15 protein-coding genes are annotated in these 19,883 nt (G+C 67.4%); 6 read left to right on the top strand and 9 right to left on the bottom strand.

Going from position 1 to position 19,883, the window contains the following annotated elements; all coding sequences use genetic code 11:
• Positions 1 to 7 precede the first annotated feature (7 nt).
• Together dauA and dauR are read left to right on the top strand one after the other, a co-directional pair.
• Entirely contained in the window at positions 8 to 1,135 is a 1,128-nt protein-coding gene (gene dauA, locus M6E97_RS02070) for an FAD-dependent catabolic D-arginine dehydrogenase DauA (protein ID WP_003092942.1), read from the top strand.
• A 62-nt stretch (positions 1,136 to 1,197) separates the two neighbouring features.
• Positions 1,198 to 1,830 carry a transcriptional regulator DauR gene (gene dauR / locus M6E97_RS02065; protein ID WP_009313430.1) on the top strand — a complete coding sequence of 211 codons (633 nt, stop codon included), beginning with the start codon at positions 1,198 to 1,200 and terminating at the stop codon, positions 1,828 to 1,830.
• 23 nt (positions 1,831 to 1,853) lie between these two features.
• Here the strand turns inward: dauR and M6E97_RS02060 are convergent, their stop codons facing one another.
• Complete coding sequence (locus M6E97_RS02060; RefSeq protein ID WP_033939644.1) at positions 1,854 to 2,645, bottom strand: ABC transporter substrate-binding protein; 792 nt, start codon at positions 2,643 to 2,645, stop codon at positions 1,854 to 1,856.
• 444 nt (positions 2,646 to 3,089) lie between these two features.
• Between M6E97_RS02060 and M6E97_RS02055 the strand changes: the two genes are divergently transcribed.
• Both M6E97_RS02055 and M6E97_RS02050 read left to right on the top strand, forming a co-directional pair.
• A complete protein-coding gene (locus M6E97_RS02055) occupies positions 3,090 to 5,093 on the top strand; it encodes a TonB-dependent receptor plug domain-containing protein (protein ID WP_033939645.1) in 2,004 nt (667 codons plus the stop codon).
• Positions 5,066 to 5,614: a molybdopterin-dependent oxidoreductase gene (locus M6E97_RS02050; RefSeq protein ID WP_016253036.1), complete on the top strand. Its 549-nt coding sequence runs from the start codon at positions 5,066 to 5,068 to the stop codon at positions 5,612 to 5,614. Before M6E97_RS02055 ends, M6E97_RS02050 begins: the two co-directional genes overlap by 28 nt.
• Positions 5,615 to 5,620: 6 nt before the next feature.
• Here M6E97_RS02050 and moaA read toward each other — a convergent pair whose 3' ends face one another.
• The 8 genes from moaA to M6E97_RS02010 all read right to left on the bottom strand — a co-directional run bounded on the left by moaA (position 5,621) and on the right by M6E97_RS02010 (position 17,100).
• A complete protein-coding gene (gene moaA, locus M6E97_RS02045) occupies positions 5,621 to 6,610 on the bottom strand; it encodes a GTP 3',8-cyclase MoaA (RefSeq protein WP_003092949.1) in 990 nt (329 codons plus the stop codon).
• A 56-nt stretch (positions 6,611 to 6,666) separates the two neighbouring features.
• Entirely contained in the window at positions 6,667 to 7,485 is an 819-nt protein-coding gene (locus M6E97_RS02040; RefSeq protein WP_003159377.1) for a peptidylprolyl isomerase, read from the bottom strand.
• Positions 7,486 to 7,539: 54 nt separating this feature from the next.
• On the bottom strand, positions 7,540 to 8,223 hold the full coding sequence (gene narI / locus M6E97_RS02035) for a respiratory nitrate reductase subunit gamma (RefSeq protein WP_003092953.1): 684 nt from the start codon (positions 8,221 to 8,223) through the stop codon (positions 7,540 to 7,542).
• A 2-nt stretch (positions 8,224 to 8,225) separates the two neighbouring features.
• Positions 8,226 to 8,966, bottom strand: a complete 741-nt coding sequence (gene narJ / locus M6E97_RS02030; protein WP_003092956.1) for a nitrate reductase molybdenum cofactor assembly chaperone — start codon at positions 8,964 to 8,966, stop codon at positions 8,226 to 8,228.
• A gap of 5 nt (positions 8,967 to 8,971) precedes the next feature.
• Positions 8,972 to 10,513, bottom strand: coding sequence for a nitrate reductase subunit beta (gene narH / locus M6E97_RS02025; protein ID WP_003092958.1), 1,542 nt, complete (start codon positions 10,511 to 10,513; stop codon positions 8,972 to 8,974).
• Positions 10,514 to 10,524: 11 nt separating this feature from the next.
• Positions 10,525 to 14,310: a nitrate reductase subunit alpha gene (locus M6E97_RS02020; protein WP_003092960.1), complete on the bottom strand. Its 3,786-nt coding sequence runs from the start codon at positions 14,308 to 14,310 to the stop codon at positions 10,525 to 10,527.
• A 75-nt stretch (positions 14,311 to 14,385) separates the two neighbouring features.
• Positions 14,386 to 15,792: a nitrate/nitrite transporter NarK2 gene (gene narK2, locus M6E97_RS02015; protein WP_003092963.1), complete on the bottom strand. Its 1,407-nt coding sequence runs from the start codon at positions 15,790 to 15,792 to the stop codon at positions 14,386 to 14,388.
• Positions 15,793 to 15,804: 12 nt separating this feature from the next.
• On the bottom strand, positions 15,805 to 17,100 hold the full coding sequence (locus tag M6E97_RS02010) for a nitrate/nitrite transporter (RefSeq protein ID WP_016263131.1): 1,296 nt from the start codon (positions 17,098 to 17,100) through the stop codon (positions 15,805 to 15,807).
• Between the two features lie 174 nt (positions 17,101 to 17,274).
• On the opposite strand from M6E97_RS02010, the gene narX reads away from it, so the two are divergent.
• Both narX and narL read left to right on the top strand, forming a co-directional pair.
• Positions 17,275 to 19,143, top strand: coding sequence for a two-component system sensor histidine kinase NarX (gene narX, locus M6E97_RS02005; RefSeq protein ID WP_033939647.1), 1,869 nt, complete (start codon positions 17,275 to 17,277; stop codon positions 19,141 to 19,143).
• On the top strand, positions 19,140 to 19,799 hold the full coding sequence (gene narL / locus M6E97_RS02000; RefSeq protein WP_009313427.1) for a two-component system response regulator NarL: 660 nt from the start codon (positions 19,140 to 19,142) through the stop codon (positions 19,797 to 19,799). Before narX ends, narL begins: the two co-directional genes overlap by 4 nt.
• Positions 19,800 to 19,883 lie beyond the last annotated feature (84 nt).

Genomic DNA, 19,883 nt, shown 5'->3' with positions numbered 1-19,883 from the left:
GAGCAGCATGATCGAAGCGGATTACCTCGTCATCGGTGCCGGCATCGCCGGCGCATCCACCGGCTACTGGCTGTCGGCCCACGGCCGGGTCGTGGTGCTGGAGCGCGAGGCGCAGCCCGGCTACCACTCCACCGGCCGCTCCGCCGCGCACTACACGGTGGCCTACGGCACACCCCAGGTGCGCGCGCTCACCGCCGCCAGCCGGGCCTTCTTCGACAACCCGCCGGCCGGCTTCTGCGAGCATCCGCTGCTCAGCCCGCGTCCGGAAATGGTGGTCGACTTCAGCGACGATCCGGAAGAACTCCGCCGTCAATACGAAAGCGGCAAGGCGCTGGTGCCGCAGATGCGCCTGCTGGACGCGGAACAGGCCTGCTCGATCGTGCCGGTGCTGCGTCGCGACAAGGTCTTCGGCGCCACCTACGACCCCACCGGCGCCGACATCGATACCGACGCCCTGCACCAGGGCTACCTGCGCGGCATCCGCCGCAACCAGGGGCAGGTCCTGTGCAACCACGAAGCGCTGGAGATCCGCCGGGTCGACGGCGCCTGGGAAGTCCGCTGCGCCGCCGGCAGCTACCGCGCGGCGGTGCTGGTCAACGCCGCGGGCGCCTGGTGCGACACCATCGCCGGGCTGGCCGGCGTCCGCCCGCTGGGCCTGCAACCCAAGCGCCGCTCGGCCTTCATCTTCGCCCCGCCGCCGGGCATCGACTGCCACGACTGGCCGATGCTGGTCAGCCTCGACGAATCCTTCTACCTGAAGCCGGACGCTGGCATGCTGCTCGGCTCGCCGGCCAACGCCGATCCGGTCGAGGCCCACGACGTGCAGCCCGAGCAACTGGATATCGCCACCGGCATGTACCTGATCGAAGAAGCCACCACCCTCACCATTCGCCGTCCGGAACACACCTGGGCAGGGCTGCGCTCGTTCGTCGCCGACGGCGACCTGGTGGCCGGCTACGCCGCCGATGCGGAAGGCTTCTTCTGGGTCGCCGCCCAGGGCGGCTACGGTATCCAGACCTCGGCGGCGATGGGCGAGGCCAGCGCCGCGCTGATCCGCCACCAGCCGCTGCCGGCGCACCTGCGCGAGCACGGCCTGGACGAGGCGATGCTGTCGCCGCGCCGCCTGTCTCCCTGATGACCCGGCGGCGGGTTTGCGGCACACTCGCCTCGCCCGCCGTCCCACGAGAGTTCCTGCGCATGAGCCCGAGCCAAGACCCCAGCCTGGAGAACTACCGGGCGATCGCCGACGGCATCGCCACCCTGTTCTTCCCCCACGCCGAAGTGGTCCTGCACGACCTGCGCAGCCAGCGGGTCGACTACATCGCCAACAACCTGTCCAAGCGCGAGGTCGGCGACGACTCGGCGCTGGAAGACATGCTCGAAGGCGATAGCGACGAGCGCAACATCGGTCCCTACGAGAAGCTCAACTGGGACGGGCAGAAGATCCGCTCGGTCAGCACCGTGCTGCGCGACGCCACCGGCCAGCCGCTGGCGGTGCTGTGCATCAACCTGAACATCAGCCTGTTCGAGAGCGCCAAGGCGGCGCTCGACCTGTTCCTCTCGCCGAGCAAGCTGATCCCGCAACCGGACGCGCTGTTCCGCGACGACTGGCAGGAGCGCATCAACACCTTCCTGCACGGCTGGCTGCGGCAGCGCCAGCTCGGCTTGAACCTGCTGACCCGCGAGCACAAGCGCGAACTGGTCCTGGCCCTGCACGCCGAGGGCGCGTTCAAGGGCAAGAGCGCCGCCAACTATGTGGCCAACGTGCTGAACATGGGCCGGGCGACGGTCTACAAGCACCTCAAGGAGCTGAAGGAAGGCGGCGACTGACGGCAGCCGCCGCCGGCGAGCGGTCAGTCGCCGTAGATGTCGCTCTTGAAGTACTTGCCCTCGATGCGCTTGTAGGTCCCGTCGGCACGAATCGCGTCGATCGCCGCGTTGAGCTTGCCGACCAGCTCGGCGTCCCCCTTGCGCAGCGCGATCCCGGCGCCCTCGCCGAAGTATTTCGGGTCCTTGAACTCCGGCCCGACGAAGGCGTAGCCCTTGCCGCGCGGGGTATCGAGGAAGCCGGTCTGCAACGGGATGGAGTCGGCGAAGGTGGCGTCGAGGCGGCCGGCCACCAGGTCCAGGTAGATCTCGTCCTGGCTGGTGTAGCGCACCACTTCGGCACCGACCTTGGCCAGCACCGCACTGGCGAAGCGGTCGGCGGTAGCGCCGCGCTGCACGCCGATGCGCTTGCCGGCCAACTGGCTGAAGCTGTCGTCGAGCTGGGCGCCTTCCTTCATCACCAGGCGGCCCGGCGTGAAGTAGTACTTGTGGGTGAAGTCCACCGAGCGCCGGCGCTCCTCGGTGATGGTGATGGAGGACAGCGCGGCGTCTATCTTGCGAACTTTCAGCGAGGGAATCAGGCCGTCGTACTCCTGCTCGATCCACTGGCACTTCACCTGCATCTGCGCGCACAGCGCGTTGCCGATGTCGTAGTCGAAGCCGGCCAGTTCGCCTTCGGCGGTCTTGAAGGAAAACGGCGGGTAGGCGGCCTCGATGCCGATTCGCAGGTTGCCATCGGCGGCGACGGCGGATCCGCTGGCGAGCACGCCGAGCAGCAGGCCTCCCAGCAGGTTCTTGGTGTTCAGCGACTTGATCATGGACGACTCCAGGGGTGACGAAGGTGCGCCCGCGGCCCGGGCGGGAAACAGACGGTGATCCGCTTTTATACTTTTCGTCCAATCTGGACCAAAAAGTATACATCGTCAATCGCCGTCCCTCCTCCGCTACCCCTCCTTACCTCCTTCGAGGAATAGGCCCGCCGGCCCGCGGGACTTAGTCTTGAGCCATACACAGCCACCCGCGAGGTGTTCCGCTACGCAGACATCACCCCCTTGCTCCATTTCAGCTATCACGGTTAAGGCTCTATTTACGCCTGGATCCCCGCGTCACGCTCATGCCGCGGGGATTTTTTCGTCCCGCCGCCGCCCTTCCGAATTCGCTATATAGATAAATAATTCCGAATTGCTCTTAATGGGTATTTACCCTGATGAATATTTCATAGATCGTTATGTAAAAAAATACATAACGAGATCGCCGCTACCATGCAAAACCTTCTTTCCAACCGGCTGGTCCCCAGCCTGGCACTGTCCCTGGTGGGCGCTGCCACTGCCCAGGCGGAGACGCCGATCGCGCTTCCCGACATGGAAGTCAGCACCTGGGGCAATTCCCTCAGCCCGCCGGACAGCGTCGCCCGCGAAGACTTCCAGCGCTTCGACCGCCGCGACGTCGGCGAGGCGCTGAACACCCTCCCCGGTGTCTACCTGCAAGGCGGCGGCAACCGCAACGAACGCCAGGTCAGCGTACGCGGCTTCGACTCGCGCCAGGTGCCGCTGTTCATCGACGGCGTGCCGGTCTACGTGCCCTACGACGGCAACATCGACCTCGGCCGCTTCCTCACCTCGGACCTGGCCGGCATCGAAGTGTCCAAGGGCTACGCCTCGCTGTTGCAGGGGCCGAACATGCTCGGCGGGGCGATCAACCTGGCGACCCGTCGCCCGACCCGCCCCTTCGAGGCCGGCTCCGGCCTCAGCCAGGGCTGGGCGCGCGACGCAGGGCGGGTCGGCCGGGCGGCGGATTTCTCCCTCGGCGGCAAGGGCCGCCAGGGCTTCTTCCAGGCCAGCGGCGCCTGGCTCGACCGCGACGCCCGCGCCCTCCCCGGCGGCCTGCGCGACAGCGACGACCTGGGTAGCCACGGCGAACGCGCCAACTCGGCCAGCCGCGACGCCCGCGGCACCCTGAAGCTGGGCCTGACGCCCAATGCCAGTGACGAATACGTGCTGACCTACTTCAAGCAGGACGGCGACAAGCAGTCGCCACCCTACGCCGGCAGCGATCCGTCGTTCCAGAGTTGCTACTGGCGCTGGCCGGACTGGAACAAGGAAGGCCTGTACTTCAACTCCAGCACCCAGCTCGGCGAACGCACGCGCCTGCGTACGCGCCTCTACCGCGACACCTTCCAGAACACCCTGGAGCAGTACAACAGTCGCGCCGACCTGGAGGCCCGCAAGGGCAGTCGCAGCCAGTACGACGACTGGTCCGACGGCGCCGGGGTGGAACTCAGCCAGGGCCTGCGCGAGGACGACAGCCTGGCCTTCGCCCTGCACTGGAAGCAGGACGTCCACCGCGAACGCCAGGACCGCGGGCCCTGGGGACGCTTCGAAGACCGCACCTGGTCGCTCTCCAGCGAATACCAGTGGGCCCTCGACGCGGCCACGCGGATGATCTTCGGAGTCAGCTACGACTGGCGGGAAAGCCTGGAGGCACGGGAGTACAAGACCGACCGCCAGGGCCGGACCAGCGAGAAGGATTACCCGGACAACGACGCCGAGGCGTTCAACTGGCAATGGAGCCTGGTGCATCCGCTCGACGAAGCCAGCGAAGTCCAGCTGAACCTGGCCGACCGTAGCCGCTTCGCCACCCTCAAGGACCGCTACACCACCTTCCGCCCCGCCGTCGGCCAGACCGTGCTGGTCAACCCCGACCTCGACCCGGAGCGCGCGCGCCTGGTCGAACTGCGCTATCGCCGCGCCTTCGGCCAGGACACCACGCTGGACCTCGCGCTGTTCCACAACCGGGTGCGCGATGCCATCCAGGCCACCGACCTCGGGCCGAACCTGGCGCAGAACCGCAATGTCGGCGAGATCGTCTACCAGGGCCTCGACCTGGGCCTGCGCGGCAGGCCTGCGCAGCGCCTGGAGCTGGGCGCCAACTACAGCTGGATCGACAGCGACTGGCGCAGCAGCGAGGCCGGCGTGGTCACCGGCCTGCCGCGCCACAAACTGTTCGCCTGGGCCGACTGGCAAGCCCTGGAGCCGCTGCACCTGGTGCTCAGCGGCGAAGCCCGTTCCCGGACCTACAGCGATACCGGCGGCAGCCGGCGCGCCGCCGGCTTCGCGCTGCTCAACCTGCATGGCGAATACCAGGCCAGCCGCGAACTGGCCCTGAGCCTGGCGCTGAACAACCTGGCGGATCGCCGATACGCCTACAACGAAGGATTCATCGAAGAAGGACGCACCCTATGGCTCGGCATGAAATACCGCTATTGAAACGCCTCGCACTGGCCGCCCTGTGCACGGCCCTGCCCGCCCTCGGCGTCGCCGCGGACGCCTCGCTGCACGTGTACGGCGCGGTGCAGCGCGAGCTGCGCCTCGACCTCGCCGCGCTACGCCAGCTACCGGCGCAAGACAGCGGCAAGCTGGCGATGGTCTGCCAGTCTGGCGCCCAGGTCGGCGCCGAGCGCGAGTACCGGGGGGTGCGCCTGAGCGACGTGCTGGACCAGGCCGGGCTGGACATGCCCGGCCACCAGGACGCGCGGCGCAGCTATGTGGTCGCGCGCAGTTCCAGGGACGGTTATGCCGTGGTGTTTTCCTGGGGCGAGCTGTACAACAGCGAGGCCGGCGACGATATCCTGGTGGCCTACCAGAAGAACGGCCTCGCCCTGGATCCTGGCGAAGGCCCGCTGGCGCTGGTCTCGACAAGCGATCTGCGCAGCGGCCCGCGCCACGTCAAGTGGCTCGACGGCCTCGAGGTGGTGCGCCTGCCACGAGGCCCGCTGGCTACGCCCTGAGTCGCCTCAGCCGCCGCTCATGTTCATGAAGCGCAGCACCTGCACCTCGCCGGCGGCGCTGAATTCATGGCGCGCCGGCTTGCGCTGGAGCGCCTCGCCGATCGCTTCCAGCAACGGCCCGTCGTGCAGCGGGTGGCGGCGCAGCAGCGCGCGCAGGTCGAGCGAATGCTCGTGGCCGAGGCACAGCAGCAGGCGGCCCTCGACGGTCAGGCGCAGGCGGTTGCAGGTGGCGCAGAAGTTGTGCGAGTGCGGCGAGATGAAGCCGATGCGTGTCTGCGGATGCTCGACCAGGCGCACGTAGCGCGCCGGCCCGCCGCTCTGCTCGGCGCTGTCGAGCAAGGCGTGGCGCTGGGCGATCAGCGCGCGTACTTCGTCGCTGGAGCAGAAGCTCTCGCCACGTTCGCGGCCGACCTGGCCAAGCGGCATCTCCTCGATGAAGCTGATATCCAGGCCGCGGGCGATGGCGAAGTCCACCAGCGCCGGCACCTCATCGGCGTTGCGCCCCTTCATCACCACCGCGTTCAGCTTGATCCGGCGGAAACCGGCGGCCTGGGCGGCGTCGATGCCGGCCAGCACCTTGTCCAGCTCGCCGTTGCGGGTGATCGCCCGGAAGCGCAGCGGATCGAGGGTGTCGAGGCTGATGTTGAGACGCGACAGGCCGGCGTCGTACAACGGCCGGGCGTAGCGCACCAGTTGCGAGCCGTTGCTGGTCATGCACAGTTCGCGCAACCCCGGCAGTGCCGCCAGGCGCTCGCACAGGCCGACGATGCCGGGCCGCACCAGCGGCTCGCCGCCGGTCAGGCGCAGCTTGCGCACGCCGCCGGCGACGAACAGCCGGGCGACCCGCTCGATCTCCTCCAGGGTCAGCACCTGCTGGCGCGGCAGGAAGCGCATGTCCTCGGCCATGCAGTAGACACAGCGGAAGTCGCAACGGTCGGTGACCGACAGGCGCAGGTAGTCGATCTGTCGGCCTTGGCCATCGATCCAGTCGGTCATGTCCTGGGTACTCCGATTGATGTGCGGGAGGAAGAGGGAAACAACGGCGCCGAAACCTATTGCACCAGCGCCCCATCCGCGCCCTCGAAGGCGAAGCCCTCGATGCAGGCGTCTCCCGCCAGCACGCCGATGTACTGCCCCACGGCCCGCTGCAACACTTGCGCTTGCAGGTGCGCGGCGATTTGCGCGCGGGCCGCGTCGAAGTCGAGCGGCTCGCCGCCCTCGCGCCCCAGCAGTTCCACCACATGCAGGCCATAGCGGCTTTCCAGCGGATGCTCCAGCAGCCCGGGCGCGCGGCGCAGCAGGCGCTTCTCGAATTCGGGGACGGTCTGCCCCGGCTCGATCCAGCCGAGGTCGCCGCCCGCCTCCTTCGACGGACAGGCGGAGAAACGCCGGGCCAGGTCGACGAAGCGCTCGGGATGCCCGCGCAACTCGTCGAGCAGCTCCGCGGCCTGCTTGCGCGCCGTCTCGCGGCCTTCCAGGTCGTCCGGCGCGCAGGCCAGCAGCACATGGCGCAATTGCAGGCGCCAGGGGCCGAGCAGGCGTCCCGGATTGGCCGCGTACCAGGTCCGGCAGGCGTCTTCGTCGGCTTCCGGGACCTGCACCTCTTCCTCCAGCAATTGGCGGATGCGCGCTTCCTCCGGCGTCTCGCCGTCTTCGCAGCGGGCCTCGATGCCCAGCGCGTCGGCCCGTTGCAGGAGCAACTGGCGGACGATCAGCGCACGGCAGGCGGCCTCCAGCGCCAGCGCGTAGCTGTCCGCCGGGTGGTATTGCAGTTCGCGGGCCAGCAGGTCTTCGCCGATGGCCACGCCGTTGACCTTCAGTTGCGGCAGTTCGACCTTCTCGACGCGTTCTTCGTAGTGGGAGCAACTCATGATCGATCACCTCGGTTCGGCGGGCCGGCGCCGGATGCGCCGGCCGCCCAGGGTTCAGGCAGGACGTTTCTGGCGCACGATCTGGTAGCGCCGGCCCAGGTACCACACCGGCGCGCTGACGATGTGCACCAGGCGGGTGAAGGGGAACAGCACGAACAGGGTCAGGCCCAGGCCGACGTGCAGCTTGTAGACCAGGCCCACCGGCGCGATGGCTTCGGCCGCCGCCAGCGGACGCAGGGTGACGATGGCCTGGGCCCAGTCGGCGAGCATCACCATCACCGAGCCATCCATGTGATGGGTCGAGGCGACGATGGTGGAGAGGCCGAGGATCAGCTGGGCGTAGAGCACCAGCAGGATCATCAGGTCAGAGGCGTTGCCGGTGGCGCGCACCCGCGCGTCGGTCAGGCGGCGCAGGATCAGTCCGCTCAGGCCGATGAAGCAGAGCACGCCGAAGAAGCCGCCGGAGACCATCGCCAGCAGTTGCTTGTTCTCGGTGCTGATCAGGTGGTGGTAGACCGAGGCCGGGGTCAGCAGGCCGACGAAGTGGCCGGCGAGGATGAACAGCACGCCGACGTGGAACAGGTTGCTGTATACCCGCATGCCCTTCTTGCTGAGCATCTGGCTGGAACCGGCCTTCCAGGTGTACTGCGAGAGGTCGAAGCGCGCCCAGCTGCCGACCAGGCAGATCAGCAGCGCGACATAGGGATAGATCCCGAAGAACAGAAGATTGGTCGACATGCTCAGACTCCTTCGCGGGCCGCGCGGTACTGCATCTGCGGTACCGGCTGGGCGACCCATTGCAATGGTTGTTCGGTGGACGCCGTCGGACGGCGGCCGCTGCTCGACGGGCAACCGCCGGCAGGGTCGGTGAAGCTCACCGGGGTTTCCTCCCAGGCCCGGTCGATGGCCTCCAGGCTGTCGTCGCGCTGTTCCTGGGCCTGGTCGCGACGCAACGCGCCGAGGTCCGGGCGCTCGCCGCCGAGTTCCAGCAACGCCTCGAAGATCGCCGCGTAGGCGCTGCCACGTTCCTCCAGGCGCAGCGCCAGCAGGCCGAGGATGTGCGCCACTTCGGCGAGCCCTTCGCTGGCCGCCGCGAACGGCAGCAGCGACAGGTATTCGAGGTACAGCGGCAGGTAGTCCGGCAGCTCCGGTACGTCGATCTGCAGGCCGGCCCCGGTATAGCGGTCGAGCAGGTCGACCATCGCCTGGCCACGGTCGCGGCTCTCGCCGTGGACGTGCTCGAAGAGCAGCAGCGAGACCGAGCGGCCGCGCTCGAAGAGACCGTCGTAGCGCGCCTGGACGTCCAGCAGGTCGCCCTGGCAGAGCTCGTTGAGCAGCGCCGCGAGGCCGTCGCGCAGCGCTTCCGGCAGTTCGCAGGTGCGGATCAGCGCATGCAGGCCGAGGCTCTCCTCGCGCAGCTCGGCGCGTGGATAGTCGAGCAGCAGGGCGAGCAGGCGGAACAGTTGGCTGTGATCGTTCATGGCGCTCACTCCTGGATCTGCACGACCTGGATCACGTCGCGGCGGTTGGTCGGCTTGCCGCCGAACAGGTTGACGGCGGAGTTGCTGCCGCCGGAACAGCCGTTGCCGAAGCTGAAGCCGCAGCCGGAACGCTCGGCGAAGGCATCGGAAAGCGCTTCCTCGCGGTGCGCGCTGGGGATCACGAAGCGATCCTCGTAGTTGGCGATGGCCAGGTAGCGGTACATCTCCTCCACCTGCTCCACGCTCAACCCGACCTTGGCCAGCACCTCCAGGTCCTGGCGGCCTTCGACGTGCTCGGCGCGCTTGTAGGCGCGCATCGCCAGCAGGCGCTTGAGCGCCAGCAGCACCGGCGCGGTGTCGCCGGCGGTGAGCAGGTTGGCCAGGTACTGCACGGGGATGCGCAGCGACTCGACGTCCGGGATCACCCCGTCGCTGCCGATGTGCCCCTCGGCGGCGGCGTTCTGGATCGGCGACAGCGGCGGCACGTACCAGACCATCGGCAGCGTGCGGTATTCCGGGTGCAGCGGCAGGGCCAGCTTCCAGTCCATCGCCAGCTTGTACACCGGCGACTTCTGCGCCGCCTCGATGACGCTGTCGGCCACCCCGTCCTTGCGCGCCTGGGCGATCACCGCCGGGTCGAACGGATCGAGGAAGATCTCCAGTTGCTTCTCGTACAGCTCGCGCTCGTTCTCGCAACTGGCCACTTCGTGGATGCGGTCGGCGTCGTAGAGCAGCACGCCGAGGTAGCGGATGCGCCCGACGCAGGTCTCCGAGCAGACGGTGGGCTGGCCGGCCTCGATGCGCGGGTAGCAGAAGATGCACTTCTCGGACTTGCCGCTCTTCCAGTTGAAGTAGATCTTCTTGTACGGGCAGCCGGAGATGCACATCCGCCAGCCGCGGCACTTGTCCTGGTCGATCAGGACGATGCCGTCCTCCTCGCGCTTGTAGATCGCCCCGCTCGGGCAGGACGCCACGCACGCCGGGTTCAGGCAGTGCTCGCAGAGGCGCGGCAGGTACATCATGAAGGTGTTCTCGTACTCACCGTAGATGTCCGCCTGGACCTGGTCGAAGTTCTTGTCCTTGCGCCGCTTGGCGAACTCGGTGCCGAGGATCTCCTCCCAGTTCGGGCCCCACTCGATCTTCTCCATGCGCTGCCCGGAGACCAGCGAGCGCGGGCGCGCCACCGGCTGGTGTTCGGCCTTGGGCGCGGTATGCAGGTGCTGGTAGTCGAAGTCGAACGGTTCGTAGTAGTCGTCGATCTCGGGCAGGTCCGGGTTGGCGAAGATGTTCGCCAGCACGCGGAACTTGCCGCCGATGCGCGGGCGGATCGAACCGTCCGCCGCGCGCACCCAGCCGCCCTTCCACTTCTCCTGGTTTTCCCATTCCTTCGGGTAGCCGATCCCGGGCTTGGTCTCGACGTTGTTGAACCAGGCGTACTCCATGCCTTCGCGGCTGGTCCAGACGTTCTTGCAGGTGATCGAGCAGGTGTGGCAACCAATGCACTTGTCGAGGTTCAGCACCATGCCGACTTGCGAACGAATTTTCATGGCGTCTCTCCTCAAATGTCCTGGGGCAGCGGTTGCGGCAGGGCGTCGCCGCCGAGTCCGCCGTGGCGGGGTTCGTCCAGCCAGTCGACCTTGCTCATCTTGCGCACCACGACGAACTCGTCGCGGTTGCAGCCGACCGTGCCGTAGTAGTTGAAGCCCCAGGCCTGCTGGGCGTAGCCGCCGATCATGTGGGTCGGCTTGAGCACCACGCGGGTCACCGAGTTGTGGTGGCCGCCACGGGTGCCGGTGGTCTCGCTGCCGGGTACGTTCACGATGCGTTCCTGGGCGTGGTACATCATCACCATGCCGTCCTTGACCCGTTGGCTGACCACCGCGCGGCAGGTCGCCGCGCCGTTGGCGTTGAACACCTCGACCCAGTCGTTATCGACGATCCCGGCCTTGGCCGCGTCGTGCTCGCTGAGCCAGATGATCGGACCGCCGCGCGACAGGGTGAGCATCAGCAGGTTGTCGCTGTAGGTGGAGTGGATGCCCCATTTCTGGTGTGGGGTGATCCAGTTCAGGGTGATCTCCGGGTTGCCGTTGGGCTTCCTGTTCAACAGCTTCTCGGTGGTCCGGGTGTTGACCGGCGGCCGGTAGCTGACGAAGCCTTCGCCGAACGCCTGCATCCACGGGTGGTCCTGGTAGAACTGCTGGCGACCGGTGATGGTGCGCCACGGGATCAGCTCGTGGACGTTGGTGTAGCCGGCGTTGTAGCTGACGTGCTCGTCCTCGAGGCCGGACCAGGTCGGGCTGGAGATGATCTTGCGCGGCTGCACCTGGATGTCGCGGAAGCGGATCTTCTCGTCTTCCTTGGGCAGCGCCAGGTGGGCGTGCTCGCGGCCGGTGATCTTCGACAGCGCTTCCCAGGCCTTGACCGCGACCTGGCCGTTGGTTTCCGGAGCCAGGGCGAGGACCACCTCGGCGGCGTCGATGGCGCTGTCGATGCGCGGCCGGCCCTGGCTGACGCCGCTCTCGACGACGCGATGGTTGAGGTCGCCGACCAGCTTCACTTCCTTCTCGGTGTTCCAGCCGATGCCCTTGCCGCCGTTACCCAGCTTGTCCAGCAGCGGACCGAGCGAGGTGAACTTGCGGTAGACGTTCGGGTAGTCGCGCTCGACCAGGTGCAGCGTCGGCAGGTTGCGTCCCGGCATCGGCTCGCACTCGCCCTTCTTCCAGTCATGGCCGTCGCCGCCGAACGGCTGCGCCAGCTCGGTGGGGGTGTCGTGCAGCAGCGGCACCGTGACCAGGTCCTGCTCCACGCCGAGGTGGCCTTCGGCGACGGCGGAGAACTTCTTGGCGATGGCCTTGTAGATCTCCCAGTCGCTCTTGGCTTCCCAGGCCGGATCGGTGGCCGCCGACAGCGGATGGATGAAGGGGTGCATGTCGGAGGTGTTGAGGTCGTCCTTCTCGTACCAGGTAGCGGTCGGCAGGACGATGTCCGAGTACATGCAGGTGGAGGACATGCGGAAGTCCAGGGTGGTGACCAGGTCGAGCTTGCCCTCGGCACCGTCGTCGACCCAGTCGACCTCGGTGGGACGCGGACCGCCGGCCTTGCCGAGGTCATCGTTCATCACCCCGTTCTTCGCCCCGAGCAGGTACTTGAGCATGTACTCGTGGCCCTTGCCGGAGGAGCCCAGCAGGTTGGAGCGCCAGATGAACATGTTGCGCGGGAAGTTCTGCGGATCGTCCGGCGATTCGCTGGCGAAGCGCAGGCCGCCGCTCTTCAGTTCGCGCACCACGTAGTCGGCGACCGGCAGGCCGGCGGCCTCGGCCTCGGCGGCGATGCGCAGCGGGTTGCGGTTCAGTTGCGGCGCCGACGGCAGCCAGCCGAGGCGTTCGGCCTGGATGTTGTAGTCCAGGGCGTGTTCGGCGAAGCGGCTGGCGTCGGCCAGCGGCGACAGCACCTCGTGCATCGACAGCTTCTCGTGGCGCCATTGCGAGCTGTGCAGGTAGAAGAAGCTGGTGCCGTTCATCTGCCGCGGCGGCCGGCTCCAGTCCAGGCCGAAGGCCAGCGGCGCCCAGCCGGTCTGCGGGCGCAGCTTCTCCTGGCCGACATAGTGCGCCCAGCCGCCGCCGCTCTGGCCGATGCAGCCGCACATCATCAGCATGTTGATGACCGCGCGGTAGTTCATGTCCATGTGGTACCAGTGGTTCATCGCCGCGCCGATGATCACCATCGCCTTGCCGCGGGTCTTGTCGGCGCTGTCGGCGAACTCGCGGGCGACCTGCGTCGCGCGCGCCGCCGGAACGCCGGTGATGCGCTCCTGCCAGGCCGGGGTATAGGGCGTGTCGGCGTCCTCGTAGGAGGTCGCCACGTTGTCGCCGCCCAGGCCGCGGTCGATGCTGTAGTTGGCCATCTGCAGGTCGTAGACGGTGGCCACCCGCAGGCGCTTGCCGTCCGCCGCGACGATCTCGCGGAACGGCACCCGGCGCAGCAGTACCTCGTCGTTGGCGACGCCCTTGAAGTGCGGGTGCTCCTGCCCGGCGAAATACGGGAAGGCCACCTCGCAGGCATGTTCCGGGCCATCGAGCAGCGACAGTTGCAGGCGCGTCTGGTCACCGCTCCTGCCGTCCAGCTCGGCGATGTTCCACTTGCCTGACTCGCCCCAGCGATAGCCGATGGCGCCGGTGGGCGAGACCAGCCCGCCGCTGCGCTCGTCGTAGGCGATGGTCTTCCACTCGGGGTTGTTGTCCTGGCCGAGGTTGTCCGCCAGGTCGGCGGCGCGCAGGTAGCGGGTCGGCTTGAACGCGCCGCCGGCGTGTTCTTCCAGCAACACCAGCATCGGCATGTCGGTGTACTGGCGGCAGTAGTCGACGAAGTAGGCGCTCGGCCGGTCGAGGTGGAATTCCTTCAGGATCACGTGACCGAAGGCCATGCCCAGCGCGGCGTCGGTGCCCTGCTTGGGGTTGAGCCAGAGGTCGGTGAGCTTGGCCACCTCGGAATAGTCCGGGGTGATGGAGACGGTCTTGGTTCCCTTGTAGCGCACCTCGGTGAAGAAGTGCGCGTCCGGGGTCCGCGTCTGCGGCACGTTGGAGCCCCAGGCGATGATGTAGCTGGAGTTGTACCAGTCGGCCGACTCCGGCACGTCGGTCTGCTCGCCCCAGATCTGCGGGCTGGCCGGCGGCAGGTCGCAGTACCAGTCGTAGAAGCTCAGGCAGACCCCGCCGATCAGCGACAGGTAGCGGGCGCCGGCGGCGTAGCTGACCATCGACATGGCCGGGATCGGCGAGAAGCCGATCACCCGGTCCGGACCGTAGGTCTTGGCGGTGTAGACGTTGGCCGCGGCGATGATCTCGGTGACCTCGTCCCAGCTGGAACGGACGAAGCCGCCCAGGCCGCGCTGGCTCTTGTAGCTCTTCGCCTTGGCGGCGTCCTCGACGATGCTGGCCCAGGCGTTCACCGGGTCGCCGTGCTGCGCCCGCGCCTCGCGCCAGAGCTTGAGCAACGGCTTGCGCACCTTCGGGTACTTCAGGCGGTTGGCGCTGTAGATGTACCAGGAATAGCTGGCCCCGCGCGGGCAGCCGCGCGGCTCGTGGTTGGGCAGGTCCGGACGGGTGCGCGGGTAGTCGGTCTGCTGGGTTTCCCAGGTGATCAGGCCGTTCTTCACGTAGATCTTCCAGGAGCAGGAGCCGGTGCAGTTCACCCCGTGGGTGGAGCGCACGATCTTGTCGTGCTGCCAGCGCTGCCGGTAGGCACCTTCCCAGGCGCGGCTCTCGTTGCTGGTCTCGCCGTGGCCATCGGCGAATTCGCCCTGCTTCTTCTTGAAGAACTGCAGGCGGTCGAGCAGGTGACTCATCTTGATCTCCTCACCCGGTCTGTGCCGGGCGTTACAACGCTAATCAGGGGTTGCCGCGGGCTGCTGCCGACGGACTCAACAGGGACTCTCCGCACCCTTGCGCGCGTACCACCACCAGGTGGCGACGATGCAGCTCAGGTAGTAGGCGATGAACACGTAGAGGGCGCCCTCGGCGCTGCCGGTCATGTGCAGCGAGGTGCCGAACGCCTTCGGGATGAAGAACCCACCGAAGGCGCCGATGGCGGCGGAGAAGCCGATCACCGCGGCCGACTCCATGCTCGCGTTGCGCGCCGCGCCGGCTTCGTCGGCCTGGCCGTCGCGCACCCGCCGGGCCCACTCGTTGCGGAAGATCACCGGGATCATGCGGAAGGTGGAACCGTTGCCGATGCCGGCGAAGAAGAACAGCAGGATGAAGGCGCCAAGGAAGCCGAAGAAGTTGCCCTGGCCGCCGTCGCCCGGCAGGAAGGCGATCACCGTGAACACCCCGCCGATCATCAGTGCGTAGTTCCACAGGGTGATCCGCGCGCCGCCGAACTTGTCCGCCAGCCAGCCGCCCAGGGGCCGGCTGAGGGCGCCCACCAGCGGACCGAGGAAGGCGTATTGCAGCGGGTTGATGTCGGGGAACTGGGTCTTGCTGAGCATCGCGAAGCCGGCCGAGAAGCCGATGAACGAGCCGAAGGTGGCCACGTACAGCCAGCACATCAGCCAGTTGTGCTTGCGCTTGAAGATCACCGCCTGGTCGCGGAACGAGGCCTTGGCGTCGGCGATGTCGTTCATCCCGAACCAGGCCGCGACCGATACCACGGCGATGAACGGCACCCAGATCCAGCCGGCGTTCTGCAGCCACAGGCGACCGCCGTCGCCGAGCTGCTGCGGCTCGCCACCGAAGGCGCCGAACAGGCCGCCGGCCACCGCCAGCGGCACGGCGAACTGCATCACCGAGACGCCGAGGTTGCCGAGCCCGGCATTCAGGCCGAGGGCGGTGCCCTGCTGGCTCTTCGGATAGAAGAAGCTGATGTTGGACATGCTCGAGGCGAAGTTGCCGCCGCCGAAGCCGCAGAGCAGCGCGATCAGGGCGAACACCCAGTACGGGGTACTCGGGTCCTGCACGGCGAAGCCCAGCCAGATGCACGGGATCAGCATCGAGGCGGTGCTCAGGGCGGTCCAGCGACGGCCGCCGAAGATCGGCACCATGAACGAATAGAACACCCGCAGGGTGGCGCCGGAGATCGACGGCAGCGCCGCGAGCAGGAACAGCTGGTCGTTGCTGAAGGCGAAGCCGGCGCTGTTCAGGCGCACGGTCACCGTGCTCCAGATCATCCACACGGCGAAGGCGAGCAGCAGCGCGGGGATCGAGATCCACAGGTTGCGGCTGGCGATGCGCTTGCCGTTGCGCGCCCAGAACTCGGGGTCCTCGGGGCGCCAGTCGAGCAGCAGCGGTCCCCGTGCGGCTTTCAGTTGGGTATTGGCGATCATGCCCATGACGGCATTACCTCAGGAGTGGGTGGGAAGGGTGGGAGGAAGGTCGACGTCGGCCGAGACGGCCTGGCCGTCGATGCGGCGTTGCTGCTTGATCGCGTAGTGCATCCAGACCATGCAGACCACGGTCAGGCCGAACAGCAACATGAAGCAGGAGGAGCGCACGCCGATGTGGTCGGCGGCGTAGCCGAACAGGATCGGCAGGCAGAAGCCGCCGAGGCCGCCGATCACCCCGACCATGCCGCCGACGGTGCCCATGTTGCTCGGGTAGTAGTCGTGGATGATCCGGTACACGCTGGCCTTGCCGAAGCCCTGGGCGATGCCGACGACGAACACCAGGAAGGTGAACAGCCAGACGTTCAGGCCGATGCCCAGGCTGAGGTCGCCCTGGATGCCGTGGATGGTCATGGTGGTCTGCGGGTAGGAGAGGAAGAACAGGCACACCAGGCAGACCCAGAACACGCCCCAATTCACCGAGCGCGCGCCGTAGTGGTCGCTGAACCAGCCACCGAGGGCGCGGATCAGGCCGGACGGCAGGGTGAACAGCATGGTGATGAAGGACGCGGTCTTCAGGTCCAGGCCGTATTCGGCGATGTAGTACTTCGGCAGCCACAGGGCCAGGGCGACGAAGCCGCCGAAGACGAAGAAGTAGTACAGACCGAAGCGCCAGACGCGCAGCTCGGCGAGCGGCGCCAGTTGCTTGGCCAGGGTCGGCCGCTGGCTGGCCTCGGCGGCACCCTTGAGGTGCGCCGGATCGGTCCAGGTGAACAGCCAGAACAGCACGGCGGTGACCAGCATGGCCACCGAGTAGACCTGCGGCACCATGCGCCAGCCGAAGGCGACCACGATCATCGGCGCCACCAGGTTGGTGATCGCCGCGCCGGCGTTGCCGGCGCCGAAGATGCCCATCGCGGTGCCCTGGCGCTCCTTCTCGAACCAGGCCGAGGTGTAGGCGATGCCGACCGCGAAGGAGCCGCCGGCCAGGCCGACGAACAGGCCGAGCACCAGGTAGTGCCAGTACTGGCTGGCGAAGGCCAGGCCGTAGATCGGGATGGCCACCAGCAGCATGTGGATGAAGAACACGATGCGGCCGCCGAAGCGGTCGGTGATCAGGCCCAGCGGCAGGCGCACCAGGGAGCCGGTGAGGATCGGCAGGGCGACCATCAGGCCGAACTGGGATTCGCTCAGGCCGAGCTCGTCCTTGATGCGGATGCCGATGATCGAAAACATCGTCCACACGGCGAAATTCACCGCGAAGGACAAGGTACTCATGCCGAGGACGGAGTACTGTTTCTGACGTAGGGAAGCCATGGCTAAACTCTCTGCACGGACAGCGTTCAGCGAGAGCCTAGGGAAGGTGTTCCTATGCAAATTTGATAGGAATCAATGAAATACCGGCCGTTCCGTGCCTAGATGCGCGCCCCTACCTCGAAAGAGGTATGGTCTGAATTATTGCGCAACCCACTGTTTTAAAAGGCTTTTCACATGAGCAAGGCGACCGCGCCGGACGCTGACCAGCGGGACAGATTCTTTGGAGGTAGTGACAGGGCCGGAAAGCCGATCCTGCGCCGCTCCCTGGTAGTCCGCTTCGGCTGCTACCTCACCCTGCTGGTATCGCTGGCGCTGATCGGGATGTTCAGCGCCCTGCTCTTCGCCGACTACACGCACCAGGACGCCGCGGTGATCAACCACGCCGGCTCGTTGCGCATGCTCACCTACCGGGTCGCCCTGGAGCCCAGCCTGGAAGGCCGCCAGGCGCTGCTCGGGACCCTCGGCGAACGCCTCGACAGCGGCGACATCCGCCGCCTGCTGCAACGCCAGGACGCCGACGACCCGATCCGCCAGCTGCACCAGGAGCTGCGCGAGGGCCTGGCGCGCCTGGACCCGCGCGCGCTGCCCGGACGCGCCGTGCTGGACGCCTACGTCGGCGACATCGACCGTTTCGTCGGCATCCTCCAGGCCAAGGCCGAGCGCCGCTCGCAACTGCTCAGCACGGTGCAGGGCCTGTGCCTGTTCCTCAGCCTGCTGGTGGTGTTCGTCACCCTCTACGACCTCAGCTACCACGTCATCGGCCCGCTGCGCGAACTCACCAGCACCGCCCGCCGCCTGGGCCGCGGCGAGCTGGACGCGCGGGTCACCTACAGCGGCGAGGACGAACTGGCGCAACTGGGCGAGCGCTTCAACCAGATGGCCGGCGAGCTGAAGAGCATCTACGGCGACCTGGAAGAGCGCGTGGAGGACAAGACCCGCGCCCTCTCGCAGAGCCACCAGCGCCTCGAACTGCTCTACGCCAGCGCCCGCCGGCTGGGCGAGAACCCCTACGACAGCCGCACCCTGCAACCGCTGCTGAACCAGTTGGAGAAAGTGCTAGACGCCGGCCGCGTGACCCTCTGCCTGAACAAGGACGGGGTCGAGCGCGCCTACAGTTCGCTGACCACCACCGAGCGCCCGGCGGACTTCTGCCTGCAGGGCGACTGCGGTAGCTGCCGCGAGCAGGCCAGCGCCTGCGACCAACCCTCGTCCCTGGCCCAGCCATTGCTGATGCAGCCCCTGTCCATCGCCGGCCACCGTTTCGGCGAACTGTTCATCGAAAGCCGCAGCGGCCGCCTGGAGAACTGGCAGCAGCAACTGATCGAGACCTTCTGCGACAACATCGCCCGCACCTTCGCCCTGTCCCTGCAACAGGAACAGGAAAGCCGCCTGGCCCTGTTCGCCGAGCGCGGCACCATCGCCCGTGAACTGCACGACTCGCTGGCACAGTCGCTGTCCTACCTGAAGATCCAGGTCAGCCGCCTGGGCACCCTGCTCAAGCGCGAGGCGCCGGCGGAGAAGATCGAGGACACCCTCGACGAACTGCGCGAAGGCCTCAACGGCGCCTACCGGCAACTGCGCGAACTGCTCACCACCTTCCGCCTCAGCCTCGACGAGCCGAGCCTGGAAGCCGCGCTGGGGAACGCCGTGGCCGAGTTCGGCGAGCGCGGCGAGGTGGCGATCGAACTGGACAACCGCCTGCAACACGTGCCGCTGAGCCCCAACGAGGAAATCCACGTCCTGCAGATCGTCCGCGAGGCGCTCTCCAACGTGGTTCGCCATTCGCAGGCGCAACGGGCCTGGGTGCGCCTGAGCAGCCAGGCCGACGGCCAGGTGAGCATCGCCGTCGAGGACGATGGCGTCGGCTTTGATCCGCAGCAGAACCGCAGCGGCCACTATGGGCTTACCATCATGCAGGAGCGCGGCCAGACCCTCGGCAGCCAGTTACGCTTCGAAGCGCGCGCGCCCCACGGCACGCGAGTGCTCTTCAGCTTCGTGCCGACCGCCCTGCAACCCTCCGCCGCCAAGGAGCCGACCCCATGACGGACATGCCAGCCACCGCCGACGAACCGGTTCGCCTGCTGCTGGTGGACGACCATCCGATGATGCGCAAGGGCGTCGCCCAGTTGCTCGAACTGGAAGACGACCTCAGCGTGGTCGGCGAGGCCGGCAGCGGCGAGGAAGCCCTGCACCTGGCCGCCGAGCTGGACCCGGACATGATCCTGCTGGACCTGAACATGAAGGGCATGAACGGCCTGGACACCCTGCGCGCGTTGCGCGAGGCCGGAGTCGACGCACGCATCGTGGTGTTCACCGTGTCCGACGACAAGGGCGACGTGGTCAACGTCCTGCGCGCCGGCGCCGACGGCTACCTGCTCAAGGACATGGAGCCGGAGCGCCTGCTCGAGCACATCCGCCAGGCCGCCACCGGACAGATGACCCTCAGCCCGCAGTTGACCCAGATCCTCGCCCAGGCCCTGCGGGGCGACGACCGCTCGAAGAGCCTCGACGAGCTGACCGAGCGCGAACGGCAGATCCTCCGCCAGATCGCCCACGGCTACAGCAACAAGATGATCGCGCGAAAGCTGGACATCACCGAAGGCACGGTGAAGGTCCATGTCAAGCGGGTGCTGCACAAGCTCGGCATGCGTTCGCGGGTCGAGGCCGCGGTGTGGGCGGTGGAGAACGACCTGGTGTAAGCCGCGCGCGGGCTTGATTCCGGTCAAGAAATCCACCGCGGCGCTGCGTCGATACTGGCGGCTTCCTTCCACGAGGCGCCCGTC

The organism is Pseudomonas sp. B111 (assembly GCF_026428275.1).
In the GTDB taxonomy this organism is placed as follows: domain Bacteria; phylum Pseudomonadota; class Gammaproteobacteria; order Pseudomonadales; family Pseudomonadaceae; genus Pseudomonas; species Pseudomonas aeruginosa.
Note: the sequence above shows the minus strand (reverse complement) of the source record. Positions and strands in the feature narration are given on the sequence as shown.

Bases quoted from the DNA above. Each gene is read 5' to 3' on its own strand.
- dauA (WP_003092942.1), top strand. From the start codon at position 8: ATGATCGAAGCGGATTACCTCGTCATCGGTGCCGGCATCGCCGGCGCA.
- dauR (WP_009313430.1), top strand. From the start codon at position 1,198: ATGAGCCCGAGCCAAGACCCCAGCCTGGAGAACTACCGGGCGATCGCC.
- M6E97_RS02060 (WP_033939644.1), bottom strand. From the start codon at position 2,645: ATGATCAAGTCGCTGAACACCAAGAACCTGCTGGGAGGCCTGCTGCTC.
- M6E97_RS02055 (WP_033939645.1), top strand. From the start codon at position 3,090: ATGCAAAACCTTCTTTCCAACCGGCTGGTCCCCAGCCTGGCACTGTCC.
- M6E97_RS02050 (WP_016253036.1), top strand. From the start codon at position 5,066: ATGGCTCGGCATGAAATACCGCTATTGAAACGCCTCGCACTGGCCGCC.
- moaA (WP_003092949.1), bottom strand. From the start codon at position 6,610: ATGACCGACTGGATCGATGGCCAAGGCCGACAGATCGACTACCTGCGC.
- M6E97_RS02040 (WP_003159377.1), bottom strand. From the start codon at position 7,485: ATGAGTTGCTCCCACTACGAAGAACGCGTCGAGAAGGTCGAACTGCCG.
- narI (WP_003092953.1), bottom strand. From the start codon at position 8,223: ATGTCGACCAATCTTCTGTTCTTCGGGATCTATCCCTATGTCGCGCTG.
- narJ (WP_003092956.1), bottom strand. From the start codon at position 8,966: ATGAACGATCACAGCCAACTGTTCCGCCTGCTCGCCCTGCTGCTCGAC.
- narH (WP_003092958.1), bottom strand. From the start codon at position 10,513: ATGAAAATTCGTTCGCAAGTCGGCATGGTGCTGAACCTCGACAAGTGC.
- M6E97_RS02020 (WP_003092960.1), bottom strand. From the start codon at position 14,310: ATGAGTCACCTGCTCGACCGCCTGCAGTTCTTCAAGAAGAAGCAGGGC.
- narK2 (WP_003092963.1), bottom strand. From the start codon at position 15,792: ATGGGCATGATCGCCAATACCCAACTGAAAGCCGCACGGGGACCGCTG.
- M6E97_RS02010 (WP_016263131.1), bottom strand. From the start codon at position 17,100: ATGGCTTCCCTACGTCAGAAACAGTACTCCGTCCTCGGCATGAGTACC.
- narX (WP_033939647.1), top strand. From the start codon at position 17,275: ATGAGCAAGGCGACCGCGCCGGACGCTGACCAGCGGGACAGATTCTTT.
- narL (WP_009313427.1), top strand. From the start codon at position 19,140: ATGACGGACATGCCAGCCACCGCCGACGAACCGGTTCGCCTGCTGCTG.